Here is a 13801-nt window from a genome sequence, read left to right as displayed (position 1 = left end):
AAGGAATGACAAAGAAAAAAGTCGTATTATTGATTTTTGCTGCTGCGATAACTCTGTCTTTCCAGTCCACGTATCTGCAAGTCTCAGGTGAAAGAGGTAGCTGTATAATTCCCTCTTCTGATTTTTCGGTATCATTCGTTCATTCAGTCGAACTCTCAAAGGAAATTGACTTCTACAGGGTTTGCGAAACCTCCCTTTTTCTTTACAAAACGCTTGTAAAGTCTGCAGGATGGGGACTGCCAAGCACCGAGAAAAACTTTTCAATAGTGCGCTACAAAGGAGACGAGTGGTTTGAGTACAGAATTAAAAGGCACGTGGATGTGCTCAGGATTTCAACAAGTCCGGTTAACCGATTTACCTTGGAGAGCGATAACCTCAACATAAGTTTGGAAAAATTCGGGGATTTCGTTGAAATAAGGGTTGTTAAGAAGAACCCTCTGATGGCCATGTTTCATAGGTGGTGCGATGGATGAGGAAAGTATAGATGTAACGGAACTTGAAAAGAAGTTCCTCCACGAAAGAGAGCTAAAGGGTTTATACACCGTCATAGTTTCGATTGTTGCGATAACATTCTCAACTTTTCATGTCGTTAATGGCTCATTCACCGGACTTCTGCAGCACGACATTGTTAAATCCATCCATCTTGCCTTTGCCATTGCCCTATCCTTCCTTATTTTCCCGCTTACAAAGAAAAGAGTTGAGGATAAAATTCCTATTTACGACTTCATCCTTGCACTGATTGGATTTTACGTAGCTTTTTACCTTGCCATGAATTACAGGGAAATTTTGTTCAGGGCTGCGATAGGATTTACACCCTTTGACTTCCTGATTGCTTTCTTGGCTGTGATTTTTGTTCTGGAAGCCACGAGAAGGGCGATTAACCCTGCTTTAGTTGTAGTGGCCATTGTGTTCATACTCTATGCCAAATTCGGTTCTGGATTGCCCGGTGCTCTCTCTCACCCAGACTATGAATGGACAGAGATTCTGGAGCATCTTTACTACACTAAGGAGGGAATATTTGGAACGCCAATAGCAGTTTCATCAAGCTTTGTAGTGCTCTTCGTCATATTTGGCGCATTTCTCGAAAAATCAGGTGCTGGAAGGTTCTTCATTGACCTCGCCTTCTCTCTAACCGGTTGGATGGTCGGTGGGCCGGCTAAGGCAGCGGTGGTATCTTCAGCACTTATGGGAACAATATCTGGTAGCTCTGTTGCGAACACCGTCACAACCGGAGCTTTCACGATTCCCTTGATGAAAAGAGCTGGATATAAGCCCGAATTTGCCGGTGCGGTTGAGCCAGCTGCATCAACCGGAGGGCAGATAATGCCGCCAATCATGGGTGCTGCAGCCTTTATAATGGCGGAGTTCGTTGGTATGCCCTACATCAGCATTGTGTATGCTGCGATAATTCCTGCCTTCCTATACTTCTTTGGGGTTTTTTCCGCTGTTGATTTTGAGGCAAGGAAGGAGAACCTGAGGGGTTTGAGAAGAGAAGAACTGCCCTCTCCCCTTCAGGTTTTGAAAGGGGGGTGGTATTACCTGATCCCCCTCTTTGTAATCATCTACATGCTTGTGAACGGCTATACACCGATTCTTGCTGCAGTGTATTCTATATATACTGTAATTATAATAATGGTTCTTGAACCTATCCTTAAAAACATTAGAAGGCCGAAAGATTCGAGATACCCCTTTTCAGAACTGCTGAAAAAGTCTTTGTTGAACATTCTATCTGCCCTTGAGCATGGCGGGAGAAGCGCGGCAACGGTTGCGATGGCATGCGCCTCTGCAGGCATAATAGTCGGGGTAGTCACCCTCACAGGACTTGGATTCAAAATCGCAGCCTCAGCCATAGCTCTATCCCACGGATATCTACCAATAATCCTCCTGCTTACGATGGTAGTTTCCCTTGTTTTGGGGATGGGCGTTCCGACGACCGCTAACTACATTATAACGAGCACGATTGCAGCACCGGCGATAATAACTTTTGTGGCAAAGGGGTATGGTATGAGTGTTATTGACTTTCTCGAAGCATATCCTGAGCTTGTTCTTCCTGCACACATGTTTGTGTTCTACTTTGGAGTTGCTGCCGATCTCACACCACCGGTGGCACTTGCAGCCTACGCTGGCTCTGCAATAGCCGGCAGCGATCCTTGGAAGACCGGAATAAATGCCGTAAAAATAGGAATAGGTAAGTATCTCGTGCCTTACCTTTTCATATTCACTCCGGCACTGCTGCTTATTGGTATCAAGACACCTGCAGACATTCTAAACCTTCTTCTGATTGTTATCTCGGTCATGCTGGGTATAATGGCGATAAATGCGGGGACAATTGGCTGCGTTCTCAGACCTATTAGCAGAACACTGAGGATTATTTCCTTAGGTGCGGGGGCACTCCTTCTCATTCCCGACTCGATGTTAAAGATTGTTGGTTTCGTAATTTTTGCAGGAATCTTTTTAAAACAATATTACAGTTTACATGATGAGGTGAATTAAATGAAAAGATGGATTGTTCTGCTGGTGCTGACATCAGTACTTTTTCTTGGCTGCGCTCAACAGCAGGTGGAGACTCCAAAAACGCCGGAAGCAACAACAACTGTGGCTGAAGTGCAGGAAATAACGATTGTAACCGGAGGCTCTGCTGGAACCTATTACCCAATTGGAGGAGCAATGGCTCAGGCCATAACCGAGTACGCTCCGGGAATCAAAGCCACAGCTGTGACGAGCGGTGCTTCAGTTGTCAATGCGAGGAAGGTTGGCAACCTTGAAGCTGAATTTGGTCTCATGCAAAATGATGTAGCCTACTATGCCTATTACGGCATTGAGATGTTCAAGGACGCAAAGGTTGACAAGCTGAGGGGGGTTGCAACCCTTTATCCCGAAATAATTCAGATAGTAACTTTGAAGGAGAATGGAATAAAGACTATTTACGACCTCAAAGGAAAAAGGGTAGCTGTTGGCGCCCCCGGCTCCGGAACGGCTGTTGACGCTTTGCAAATTCTGAATGCTGCTGGAATTGATGAATCCAACACGGAGATAAGGTACCTGGACTTCAAGGAGGTTTCAGATGCTCTCAAGGATAGGACAATAGATGCTGGATTTATCGTTGCTGGAATTCCAACTGCTGCTGTAAGCGACATCGCTGCCGTGAGAGATGTGGCCATCGTAGAAGTTCCTGATGAGATATACCAAAAGCTTAAGGATAATTACCCCTTCTACACCCAGGTCTCAATTCCTGCCGGAACCTACAAGGGTGTTGATGAGGATGTTAAGACCGTTGCAGTTCTTGCGATGCTCGCAACCAATGCTGATCTGTCAGAAGACCTCGTTTATGAGGTTACAAAAGCCATCTTTGAGCATAGGGACGTTCTTGAAGCTGCTCACAAGAGAGCGGCAGACATAACGCTTGAAACCGCTCTTGAGGGAATGCCAATCCCCCTCCATCCGGGAGCAGAGAAGTATTACAAAGAAAAGGGATTAATTTAATTTTTTCCTACCTTATTTTTGACCTGAAGGGAATCAAATCGGCCATAGTTTTAAGTCCTGCCTCACAGCTGGCAACGCAGTCCGCAAGATTCACGATTACCGCTGCTGTGCCGAGGTCTCCCTTAGTCCCTGTTGATCTCCATTTTACGCTGTTATCTCCCTCTATAATTATCTCCTCATACTCCTCTGCCTTCGCATAGGCGTGAAACTCTACCCTTATCCTCTCCTTCCCTTGCTTCAGCGCGCTTCCAAATCCAATAGCTCCGATAACTTTATCGTCCTCTCCAGTTACAAATTTCTGCCCCTCTCTTACTTCATCCGGCTCGAAGCTCAGCGATTTTGATATCAAAAGAACGGACTCGGCGTAGCCCACGTGTCCTGTAATCTCACCGTTTCTCAGCTTTTTTTCAGCATCGTCAACATTGAGACCGATTCCAACCTTCTTCCTGAAGGGTCCTCTCCTCTTCAACGCATCTATACTCCTAACTGCTTTAATTCTCTCGATTTCTACGAATGGGGCTGAAAGAGTGATTACAAGAGCATCGAGTAGAAATCCGGGGTTTATGCCCGTTCCAACAACAGTCTTTTCGCACTTCTTTGCCATTTCGTCAATTTTTGCTGCAAGCTCGGGATATCTGTAGAACGGGTAGCTTAATGTCTCGCATGTGCTCAAAACATTGAAACCTCTTTTTAAACACTCCTCGATTTGTGGATAGACTCTGTCGAGATAGGAACCGGTGCAGATAAAGGCAACATCCCCTTCAAAATCGAGACTGTCCTTCACAATTCCACTGGAGTCAATACCAAAATCGCTAAGTTGCCTTCCTTTGAGCTCGGGGTTGATGTCTACAGCTCCAAGAACATTGTATCCTCTCTTTACACAGCACTCGGCAATAGCCCTACCAATCGGACCGAATCCGTAGATGACGACATCCATAAAGTAGATGGTGAAGAAGATATTAAAGCTTTCAAGTAACTTTTTTAATCTACGAGGAGTTGTGGTTTCATGCTTCCCGCTAAATACTCACCCAAGAATGTGGAATCCGAGATTTTCAGGTTCTGGAAAGATAATGAGGTTTATAGAAAGGTAAAGGAAAAGGGGGGTAAAAAGTTCTACTTTGTTGACGGCCCTCCTTACACAACGGGCAGAATACACCTCGGAACGGCGTGGAATAAGGTAATCAAAGATACTATTCTGAGATACAAGAGGATGAGCGGCTTTGCTCCGACGGATACTCCCGGCTGGGACATGCACGGATTGCCGATTGAGGTTAAGGTAGAGCAAGAACTCGGATTCAGGACGAAGAGAGACATTGAGGGCTACGGGATTGACAAATTCATCGAGAAGTGCATGGAATACGCTCTGAAGAACAAGGATGCGATGACCGAGCAGTTCAAGATGTTGGGTGTGTGGATGGACTGGGAGAGGCCATACATGACGATAAAGGCAGATTACATGAATGCAGCATGGTTTGCGATAAGGAGGGCTTACGAAAGGGGGTTGCTTGAGAGAAAGAAGATGGTAGTTAACTGGTGTTACCGCTGTGAGACCGCACTGGCAGATGCTGAGGTTGAGTACTGGGATGAGGAAGACCCTTCAATCTATGTCAAGTTTCCGGTTAAGGGTGAAAAGGACACCTTCATTGTAATCTGGACAACCACGCCTTGGACTCTTCCAGCTAATATGGCCGTTGCCGTCCATCCTTCCCTTGAGTATGCAAAATTTAGGGCTATTAGAAACGGAAAGGTAGAGTATCTAATTCTCGCAAAAGAGCTCGCTGACAGTGTGCTTGGAAAGGGTGATTACAGCAGCTGGGAAGTGGTGGAGACGTATCTGGGGGAAGACCTTGAAGGGCTTGAGTATGAGCATCCTCTGAGCAGTGAAGTGCCCGCCCAGAAAAACTGGAAGCATCAGGTCTTCTTCGCTGATTTTGTTACAGCAGAGAACACAGGCTGTGTCCACATAGCTCCAGGGCACGGTGTTGAGGATTACGAGCTTGGTATTGAAAAGGGACTTGAAGTCTTCAATCCCGTTGATGATAGAGGGGTGTTCACTGAAGATGCCGGGAAGTATGCGAGGATGCACGTCAGAGAGGCTAACGACCAAATTATTGACGATCTCTATGCAAAAGACCTTCTGCTTGCTGAGGAGAGGGTTGTTCACCGATACGGGCATTGCTGGCGCTGCAAGACTCCCATAATCTACAGAGCGACGGAACAGTGGTTCATAAAGATCACCGGACTGAAGGATGAGATGATCAGGGAAATAGACATGGTTCGGTGGATTCCGGAGTGGGCGGGAAGTGCGAGGTTTAAGGACTGGGTGAGCAACGCGAAGGACTGGTGCATAAGCAGACAGCGTTACTGGGGCATTCCTTTGCCAATATGGATTTGTGAGGAATGCGGCAAAATCAGGGTTGTTGGCAGCATAGAAGAAGTTCCTTGGGAGAATGACCTCGATCTTCACAGACCGAAGATTGACGCTGTCATCTTCGATTGCGAGTGTGGGGGGAAGATGAGGAGGGTTCCGGACGTCTTTGACGTATGGTTCGACAGTGGAGTTGCGAGCTGGGGGAGCATAGGATACCCGCTTAAAAAGGATGAGTTCGAACAGCTTTGGCCTGCTGATTTCATAACAGAGGGACATGACCAGACGAGAGGTTGGTTCTACTCTCAGCTCGGCACTTCGGTGATCTGCTTTGATAAGGCCCCCTACAAAGCCGTTCTGATGCACGGCTTCACCCTCGACGAGCAGGGAAGGAAGATGAGCAAGAGTCTCGGCAACGTCGTTGAGCCTGAAGAAGTGGTCGGGCAGATTGGTGCTGACGGCTTCAGACTTTACGTACTCTACTCAGCCCCTTGGGAAGATTTGCGATTTAGCTGGGAAGAGGCGAGGAATGTAAACAGGATGCTCAACATCGTCTGGAATGCCGTAAGGTTTGCCTACACGTACATGAATCTCGACAACTACAGGTTTGACGGTGAGGCGGGAGAGCTGAAGATAGAGGACAGATGGATTCTATCGAGGCTTGAAAGCTTCTGTAAGGAAGCAAATGACGCGATGGAGAGCTACCAAATACACAGGGTTGTGAGAGCCTTCTTCGAATTCTTTGTTGAGGACTTCAGCAGGTGGTATATCCAGCTCATAAGGCCAAGGGTGTGGGAGGAGAGGGATTCTCCGTCTAAGATCGCTGCATATTCCACGATGTTCAGGGTTATTGACAAGTCAATAAGGATAATTGCTCCCTTTGCACCCTTCATATCAGAGTGGTTCTACCAGCACGTCATTAAGCGATTCAGGGATGGTGAGGAGTCCGTGTTCTTAGAGAGCTATCCTGAGCCTGAGATTGAGTTCATTGACACACAGCTTGAAGAGGCAATGAAGATTGCAAAGGATGTTGTTGAGGCAGCAAGCAATGCGAGAAACAAGGCAAAGAGAAAACTCAGATGGCCTCTGAGAGAGCTTGTTGTTGAGAGCGAGAATGAGAAGGTAAGGAAGGCGGTGGAAGCACTTGAGGAAATCATAAGGTATCAGTGCAATGTTAAGACCGTTAGAGTGGTAACCTCTTTTGAGAAGGAACTTGTCATCAAGCCCAACTACAAAGTTATCGGGCCGCTGCTCAAGGACAAAGTCGGGAAGTTTGCCGATTACGTCTCAACTCTGAAGGAAATCCCAGAGAAGATTGAATTTGAGGGAGTGGAGATTGATGGCAGAGAGGCTTTGGTTGTGGATTACAAGCTTCCGGAGGGGTATGAGTATGCAGATTTTCCCGGAGGCTTCGTTTACATCTACAAGGAACTCGACGATAAGCTGATAAGGGAGGCGTATGCGAGGGAGCTGATCAGGAGAATTCAGGAGATGAGGAAGGAACTCGATTTGGATGTTGAAGAATTCATTGAAACGAGTGTGGAAATTGATCCTGAGCTTGTGAAGGGTTGGGAGGATTACATAAAGAGTGAAACGAGATCAGAGAAGCTGGAGTTCGGAAAGGCTGAAGGATACGTCAGGGAGTGGGATGTTGATGGCAGGAAGGTGAAGATTGGGGTAAAGAGGAAGTTGTAGGATTTACCCGGTGCAGTGGATATGCTAAAATCTTCAGAAGTTCCATAATCCTTGGTTAAAAACTAAAGAAAGCATCAAAAGTTACTGCCTGCTAACCATCATCGGATACTTCACAACAGCAATGCTTGCATCTCTCCCGTGCTGCTCTTGAGCAATCTCAACTGCCTTTTCTACAGTGGGCGTATGCAGGAAGCCGAGGTGTTCAGCCAGCTCTGGCTCCTCTATACCTGCGACTATAACTCTGCCCGCATGGTTGAGCCTTTTCAGCGGGTAGGTGGCCATCAGACCATGAACCGGGTGGAAGGCGTAATTGTAGCGATACTTTGCAATGTACTCGGTATGGTCGGCATAGTATCTCTCGTACCTCTTCATAATCTCGTTTGGCTCCCTAAGCTCACCGAGAATCTCCCAGACTTCAGGATAAGAAGCATGTGCAGTGAGGTCCCACTGGTTCGGGCAGGGGGTAGCCATTATAACATCGCAACCCTTCTTTCCAATGCCCTCGATGACCCCTCCGAGATACCCCAGTCCGGTAGATACGAGTGTAAGCAATGGATTCATTTTCGAAAAAGCTGCATAGGGGCTCCAGTTGGGGACACCATAGCAGACAACATCAACTTTCTTCTCAAGCAAATCCCTCCTTCTCTTTGCCCTTTCCCTCCAAATCTTCATAACTTCCTCTCTACATCTGTCAATCGTTCCCGCGAAGACCTTTGAAACCTGAAAAGGATTGGCCATAACCGTCTCAACTTTGAAAATCTCCCTTTTAATCTCTGATTTGACAACTTCTCCCATTCTGTTTAAAATCTCGTGCATCGGGTTTCTTTCAGCGGACATAGACATAGCATCGGGCGTGTGATGACATCTGATTGTATTCCATGTCGAGAGTCCTACGCAGATGGACTTCCAGCCTCCGTTGAAGGCTGAGGCGAAGACGTTTATGTAGATCGTAAGGTCGGAGTCAATCAGAGCTTTGTTGACCTCAACCGGATAGCCCTCAGCTGTCTCTCCTAATTTTACCGTGTTTTGTTTATCCTCTGCATCATGACACGATATTTGGCCTGAAAAAGCTTCAACAATTTCCTTTCCCAGAATTCTCTCAAGCTCTCCCAGTCTGAACTTTCTATGAAGAGCGTTCGCACATATCAGCTTTATATTGCTCTTCGGCACTCCAGCTCTCTTAAGCTCATCAATAACAGCACGGAAAGCCATAACCCAAACAGGACCAAAGCAGGGAACGGTAGGATCATCAAAGGCTATCGTTATCTTCCAGTTCTTGCGGACAAAATCACTGATTGGTTCAATATCGAGCGGGTTCCTCACCCCATTCTCAACTGCTTTTTCCTGATTATCCGCAGGCTCAAGCTTCGCCAAACCGTAGCCGGGACTTACAAGCTCGGCTGTGTCGGGAAACTCGACCTCAATCCATCTATCACCAAAAACAATTTCTGTTTTCATCACTTATTTAACAATTTTGAATTATAAAATCCTTTTCCAAAATACATGCAATTCTCACTTAAACCGAGAGACCAAAAACTTATTATTTCTCCAAAAAGAGAGTGGGACATGTCACTCAGAGAGAAGGTTGAAGAGGTTATCGAAAAAGATATAAGACCGGCTTTAATGAGGGATGGGGGCAATATAGCGGTAGTTGACGTTGATGAGAGCTCAGGAACTGTTAAGGTTCAGCTTCTCGGTGCATGCGGTGGTTGCCCGATGTCAATGATTACTCTCACATCCTTCGTGGAGAGGTATCTGCGAGCTAAAGTTCCTGAAGTGAAGAAAATAGTCCCAGTGTAATATGATCAGGCTTGTAGAGCCTTTAAAAAAGGTTATTTTAGAAGACACTGTTTATTCCGGTGAAGAGGTTGAAGAAGAATTCTTTGGTGGATTCTGTAGTTGTGGAGGGTTAATGATTCAAAAGCTATGGATTAAAAGCGATAGCAAAAAAATTCTTGTTTGTGAATGTGAAAAATGCTGGAAAAACGAAGCTATAATTTTCAATTCCTATAAATTTGAAACGAGACAGGATGTTGAGGTTCTTGGACGATACGAGTTCATGAATTACCTCAAACAAATTTTGACAGGTTCGGAATTTGAAGCCCTTTTGAAGAAAGCACAAAACAAAGAATTTCAGCCTATAGCATATTCAAATGCTAAAAAGAAACTCTCCAAGATGAACTTCGAAATTGAGGAAATTCTCGATATACTGCGATGAGAGACAGAATAAAGAAGTTCAAAGGCGAGTTAGAACTTTATAGCAGAATGACAGACATAGCCTCAGTTTCTCGAAGGTATTTTGTGATAGGCTTCTTTGATGGCGTTCTAACAATTCTTGGTATGATCATCGGAGCACATATGGCTGGTGAGGCGAGTTCAAGGCTGATTCTCTCTGCTGGTGTTGCAACTGCTTTAGCTCTTGGGATTTCAAGTTCATGGGGTGCTTTTGAGGCTGAAAGGATAGAGCAAAAAATAATGAAAGACAGAAAGGAAAGAGCTCTGCTAATAAACTCCAAAGAGTGCTCTATTGACAGGGCGCATCGGTTTGCGGCTTATGTTTCTTCAATAATTCATGGAGTAGCTCCAATTGTCGCCGCATTCATACCTCTTCTTCCCTACGTTTTTCTTCCGATAGAGGAGGCCTTTACTGTGGCTGTATCCCTCGGTTTCGCAAGTCTTTTCGTTGTTGGGTCAATAATGGGACGGGTTGCAAAATTTAATATCGTGTTGAGTGGGTTGAGAATGCTACTGGCAGGTATCTTCACAGCTTTACTCGTGACCATCCTTAGCCCAAGTCACTTCATCTGAAAACTTTTTTAATTCTTCCCCAACTTAGCTCATGGGAAGAGCGTGGAAGTTTGGAGATGATATTGACACGGACGTTATAATTCAGGGGAAATATTTGGTCATCAACGATGCTGAGGAACTTGCCAAGCATGTTTTTGAGAATTTGAGGTCTGAGTTCGTTAAAGGGGTAAAAAAAGGTGATTTTGTCGTTGCTGGTGAAAATTTCGGGTGTGGGAGCAGCAGAGAGCATGCACCACTTGCTTTAAAGGCTACAGGTATTGAGGCAGTCATAGCTAAGTCATTTGCCAGGATATTCTTCAGAAATGCGATAAACATCGGTCTGAAGGTTATTGAGTGCGAAGATACTGATAAAATTGATGATGGGGATGAGCTTGAGGTGGATTACGGGAAGGGTGTGGTTTACAACAAAACGAAAGGGGAGGAGTATAGAATCAGCCCAATGCCGGAATTTCTGAGGGAGATTCTGGATAAAGGGGGACTGGTAAATTACGCAAGAGATCTGAGGGGGAAGGCATGAAGAAGATCGCAGTAATTCCGGGCGATGGTATTGGAAAAGAGGTCATGGATGCGACGATGCACATACTGGAAAAACTGAACCTACCCTTCGATTACAGCTTTTACGAGGCTGGTGATGGTGCTCAGGAGAGGTACGGTAAAGCATTGCCGGATGAGACCCTTGAAGCCTGCAGAGAGAGTGACGCGGTGCTTTTTGGTGCTGCCGGTGAAACTGCAGCAGATGTTATAGTGAGGCTGAGACAGGAGCTGAACACCTTTGCCAACATAAGACCCGCAAAGGCTTTGAGAGGGATAAAGTGTCTCTATCCCGGTCTCGATATTGTGATTGTAAGGGAGAATACGGAATGTCTGTACAGAGGCTTTGAGTTTGAATTTGATGGTGTAACTGAGGCAGTTAGGGTAATAACGAGGCAGGCATCGGAGAGAATAGCAAGATACGCCTTTGAGCTTGCAAGACGGGAAGGAAGGAAAAAGGTAACAGCGCTGCATAAGGCGAATGTGATGAAGAGGACTTGTGGACTTTTCAGGGATGTTTGCAGGGAAATTGCTGTCGAATACCCTGATATTGAGTTTAACGACTACTACATTGATGCGGCATGCATGTATCTCGTTATGGACCCCTTCAGGTTTGATGTTATAGTTACGACGAACATGTTCGGGGACATTGTCTCGGATTTGGCAGCGGGACTTGTAGGTGGACTTGGTTTGGCACCTTCTGCCAATGTTGGGGAGAAAAACGCGATTTTTGAGCCTGTACACGGAGCGGCTTTCGACATAGCTGGCAGGGGCATCGCCAACCCTACAGCAATGATTCTAACTGCATGCATGATGCTCCGCCATTTTGGATACTCGGATGAAGCGAAAAAGGTCGAGGAGGCTGTTGAAAGGGTTCTTGAAAGTGGAAAAAAGACCCCAGATTTGGGCGGAAATCTTACAACAATGGAGTTTGCTACAGAGGTCGCATCCCTTCTGGATTAGATTTAAATAGTAAAACCTGACTAATTTTTTTCATGAGCTACGAAACTTTAATGACGAGACTGGGGTTTCCGGATTCAGAACGGCTGAGGAAAATTCTGGAATACCTGATGAATGAAGAGGAAGCGAAGGTTGCTGCAGCGCTACCGGGCTCTCCTGAGGAGGTTGCTGAAAAACTGGGAATGGATGTTGACAGGGTGAAAAGCATCCTCGAAGACCTCTTTTTCAAGGGTGTAGTCTTTCCCAAGGATTTCCAGAACAGGAACTACTACAGGTTCGCGAGAGATTTGATTCAGCTTCACGATGCAACTCTTGCATCTGTCCACATGAAAGACCCTGAATACGCACGGATGTGGAAAGAGTTTGGCGAGAAAGAGGCTCATGCAAGAATGGGACAGCTTCTATCCTTAGCTGACTTCAAAGTATGGAGGGTTGTACCTGCGTATGGTGCGATAAAGGACTTACCTGATGTGCTGCCACAGGAGAATATAGTGGAGATGATTAAGGCTCAGGAGAAGATTGCAGTCGTTCCCTGTTCATGCAGAAACGTTACACACCTTGCTGGACAAGGCTGCAATTACACCGATGAGATGGCCTTGTGGCACTGCATCCAGTTTGGTAGAGGTGCTGAATACGTTATAACGAGGGGTTCTGGAAGGGAAATATCGGTAGATGAGGCATTGGAGATAATAATGAAGGCAGAAGAGGACGGTTTAGTTCATACATGGCCAAATACTGGGAAAATAGTGGATAAAAGGGTTACTGTTAACTGCAACTGCTGTGAAGACTGCTGTGAGTTTTTCCTTTCTGCCAAATACGGAAACGTACCAATGGAGACGATGCTGGAAAAAAGCAGGTATGTTGCCTATGTTAATGAAGACTTCTGCATAGCATGTGGAGTTTGTGAGGAGCGCTGCCCCTTTAATGCCATTGAATTAGATGACGTGGCGAGAGTTGATGAAGAGAAATGCTTTGGATGCGGTGTTTGTGTCGTTGGCTGTGAGCAGGAAGCGATGAAAATGAAAGTTGTAAGACCACCCGAGCACATCCCATCTTAACTTTTATTTAATTTCATTTAACGTCCAACACTTGATTCTCTCAGATTCGAGATATCTTGTCAGCGCCTTTGAAGGGTTTCCGTGGTAGAAAACCACCGCCTCTGGATTGCAGTGGTGTATCATTTCCAGCAACCCCTCGTAGTCAAGATGGTCGCTGAGCGTAATTTTTGGCCATCTGTAAAATTTCTGGGCAGTCAGAACATAGCCTCCACCATAACTGGCGAGGTTTCTTGGGGATACTATCAGTGGGCCGCTTTTGCTGGGTTTTATGCCAACGGCACGGCATATCCTCTCAATTTTCTCCTCTGCTCTGAAACCAATATTACCAGTGAGAATCTCAGCAACTCTCTGTGCTTTCCCTATCGGATAGGCTCCAAATACAGCCCCATCGGATGCGGCGTCAAGAAGTTTATCTATTTCATCCTCAAAGACCTGTGATGGAAAACCGTATGTGGCTTCTGTCACCAAGATTTGGCATTCCGGTAACTCACGATAGTCCTTCACATCTCCAGTTATTAGCAATTCAAAATCCCTGAAGAAGAAGGCTGTGGAGCCGTGAATGTGGTAGGTCGGAAAGGTTTCAACTCTTTGCCCATGAATCCTCACTTTCTCACCCGTATGGAAGGTCAACCCTTCATACTCTTTTCCTGTTGCAGCCTCGAGGATTCTTGCTGTCTCAATGCTCGCAACAGCGTGCGGATTCTCCATATTCCTCTGCCCGTAGTGGTCAGAATGGGCGTGGGTGATGAGGTTCCATCCGCTTTTCCCGGGTGAGGTGTCAACGTGAAACTCTGAACCATCCAGAAGGAGTGAGACATGTGGTCTGAACCCTCTGCCGTATTTTCTTCGATAAAGCTCAACATCTCCTATTTCCACATCTTCGTATCGTCGGCAAGAT

General features: G+C 46.0%; 13 protein-coding genes. 10 read left to right on the top strand and 3 right to left on the bottom strand.

All coding sequences use genetic code 11. The features are described from left to right. The first annotated feature begins 5 nt into the window (after positions 1-5). The 3 genes from BP688_RS00640 to BP688_RS00630 are packed head-to-tail and all read left to right on the top strand — an operon-like array spanning position 6 to position 3483. Positions 6-473 (top strand): DUF1850 domain-containing protein, encoded by a 468-nt coding sequence (locus BP688_RS00640; protein ID WP_290598223.1) that lies wholly within the window; start codon positions 6-8, stop codon positions 471-473. Continuing rightward, positions 466-2493 carry a TRAP transporter permease gene (locus BP688_RS00635; RefSeq protein WP_290623747.1) on the top strand — a complete coding sequence of 676 codons (2028 nt, stop codon included), beginning with the start codon at positions 466-468 and terminating at the stop codon, positions 2491-2493. Before BP688_RS00640 ends, BP688_RS00635 begins: the two co-directional genes overlap by 8 nt. Further along, entirely contained in the window at positions 2494-3483 is a 990-nt protein-coding gene (locus BP688_RS00630; RefSeq protein ID WP_290623745.1) for a TAXI family TRAP transporter solute-binding subunit, read from the top strand. Between the two features lie 7 nt (positions 3484-3490). Here the strand turns inward: BP688_RS00630 and BP688_RS00625 are convergent, their stop codons facing one another. Continuing rightward, positions 3491-4420 (bottom strand): dihydrodipicolinate reductase, encoded by a 930-nt coding sequence (locus BP688_RS00625; RefSeq protein WP_290623743.1) that lies wholly within the window; start codon positions 4418-4420, stop codon positions 3491-3493. A gap of 69 nt (positions 4421-4489) precedes the next feature. Between BP688_RS00625 and ileS the strand changes: the two genes are divergently transcribed. Next, positions 4490-7546, top strand: coding sequence for an isoleucine--tRNA ligase (gene ileS / locus BP688_RS00620; RefSeq protein ID WP_290598227.1), 3057 nt, complete (start codon positions 4490-4492; stop codon positions 7544-7546). A gap of 81 nt (positions 7547-7627) precedes the next feature. Here ileS and BP688_RS00615 read toward each other — a convergent pair whose 3' ends face one another. Beyond that, complete coding sequence (locus BP688_RS00615) at positions 7628-9004, bottom strand: lactate racemase domain-containing protein (RefSeq protein ID WP_290598228.1); 1377 nt, start codon at positions 9002-9004, stop codon at positions 7628-7630. 108 nt (positions 9005-9112) lie between these two features. Here BP688_RS00615 and BP688_RS00610 point away from each other — a divergent pair, with 108 nt between their 5' ends. From BP688_RS00610 to BP688_RS00585, 6 genes are read left to right on the top strand one after another with little or no spacing between them, the layout of a single operon-like run. Beyond that, entirely contained in the window at positions 9113-9346 is a 234-nt protein-coding gene (locus tag BP688_RS00610) for a NifU family protein (protein WP_290598229.1), read from the top strand. 1 nt (position 9347) lies between these two features. Then, positions 9348-9764 (top strand): hypothetical protein, encoded by a 417-nt coding sequence (locus BP688_RS00605; RefSeq protein WP_290623741.1) that lies wholly within the window; start codon positions 9348-9350, stop codon positions 9762-9764. After that, positions 9761-10354: a VIT1/CCC1 transporter family protein gene (locus tag BP688_RS00600; protein WP_290598231.1), complete on the top strand. Its 594-nt coding sequence runs from the start codon at positions 9761-9763 to the stop codon at positions 10352-10354. The genes BP688_RS00605 and BP688_RS00600 overlap by 4 nt, the downstream gene beginning before the upstream one ends. Positions 10355-10385: 31 nt before the next feature. Further along, positions 10386-10871, top strand: coding sequence for a 3-isopropylmalate dehydratase small subunit (locus BP688_RS00595; RefSeq protein WP_290598232.1), 486 nt, complete (start codon positions 10386-10388; stop codon positions 10869-10871). Beyond that, on the top strand, positions 10868-11848 hold the full coding sequence (locus BP688_RS00590) for an isocitrate/isopropylmalate family dehydrogenase (protein WP_290598233.1): 981 nt from the start codon (positions 10868-10870) through the stop codon (positions 11846-11848). Before BP688_RS00595 ends, BP688_RS00590 begins: the two co-directional genes overlap by 4 nt. A gap of 32 nt (positions 11849-11880) precedes the next feature. Further along, positions 11881-12903 carry an ATP-binding protein gene (locus tag BP688_RS00585; protein WP_290598234.1) on the top strand — a complete coding sequence of 341 codons (1023 nt, stop codon included), beginning with the start codon at positions 11881-11883 and terminating at the stop codon, positions 12901-12903. A gap of 3 nt (positions 12904-12906) precedes the next feature. Here BP688_RS00585 and BP688_RS00580 read toward each other — a convergent pair whose 3' ends face one another. Continuing rightward, on the bottom strand, positions 12907-13779 hold the full coding sequence (locus BP688_RS00580; protein ID WP_290598235.1) for an MBL fold metallo-hydrolase RNA specificity domain-containing protein: 873 nt from the start codon (positions 13777-13779) through the stop codon (positions 12907-12909). Positions 13780-13801 lie beyond the last annotated feature (22 nt).

The sequence above is a fragment of the Archaeoglobus sp. UBA230 genome (assembly GCA_002507545.1).
Lineage (GTDB): Archaea > Halobacteriota > Archaeoglobi > Archaeoglobales > Archaeoglobaceae > Archaeoglobus.
The sequence above is the reverse complement of the archived record's forward strand: the minus strand, read 5'-3'. Positions and strand labels throughout refer to the sequence as shown.

Bases quoted from the DNA above. Each gene is read 5' to 3' on its own strand.
- BP688_RS00640 (WP_290598223.1), top strand. From the start codon at position 6: ATGACAAAGAAAAAAGTCGTATTATTGATTTTTGCTGCTGCGATAACT.
- BP688_RS00635 (WP_290623747.1), top strand. From the start codon at position 466: ATGGATGAGGAAAGTATAGATGTAACGGAACTTGAAAAGAAGTTCCTC.
- BP688_RS00630 (WP_290623745.1), top strand. From the start codon at position 2,494: ATGAAAAGATGGATTGTTCTGCTGGTGCTGACATCAGTACTTTTTCTT.
- BP688_RS00625 (WP_290623743.1), bottom strand. From the start codon at position 4,420: ATGGATGTCGTCATCTACGGATTCGGTCCGATTGGTAGGGCTATTGCC.
- ileS (WP_290598227.1), top strand. From the start codon at position 4,490: ATGCTTCCCGCTAAATACTCACCCAAGAATGTGGAATCCGAGATTTTC.
- BP688_RS00615 (WP_290598228.1), bottom strand. From the start codon at position 9,004: ATGAAAACAGAAATTGTTTTTGGTGATAGATGGATTGAGGTCGAGTTT.
- BP688_RS00610 (WP_290598229.1), top strand. From the start codon at position 9,113: ATGTCACTCAGAGAGAAGGTTGAAGAGGTTATCGAAAAAGATATAAGA.
- BP688_RS00605 (WP_290623741.1), top strand. From the start codon at position 9,348: ATGATCAGGCTTGTAGAGCCTTTAAAAAAGGTTATTTTAGAAGACACT.
- BP688_RS00600 (WP_290598231.1), top strand. From the start codon at position 9,761: ATGAGAGACAGAATAAAGAAGTTCAAAGGCGAGTTAGAACTTTATAGC.
- BP688_RS00595 (WP_290598232.1), top strand. From the start codon at position 10,386: ATGGGAAGAGCGTGGAAGTTTGGAGATGATATTGACACGGACGTTATA.
- BP688_RS00590 (WP_290598233.1), top strand. From the start codon at position 10,868: ATGAAGAAGATCGCAGTAATTCCGGGCGATGGTATTGGAAAAGAGGTC.
- BP688_RS00585 (WP_290598234.1), top strand. From the start codon at position 11,881: ATGAGCTACGAAACTTTAATGACGAGACTGGGGTTTCCGGATTCAGAA.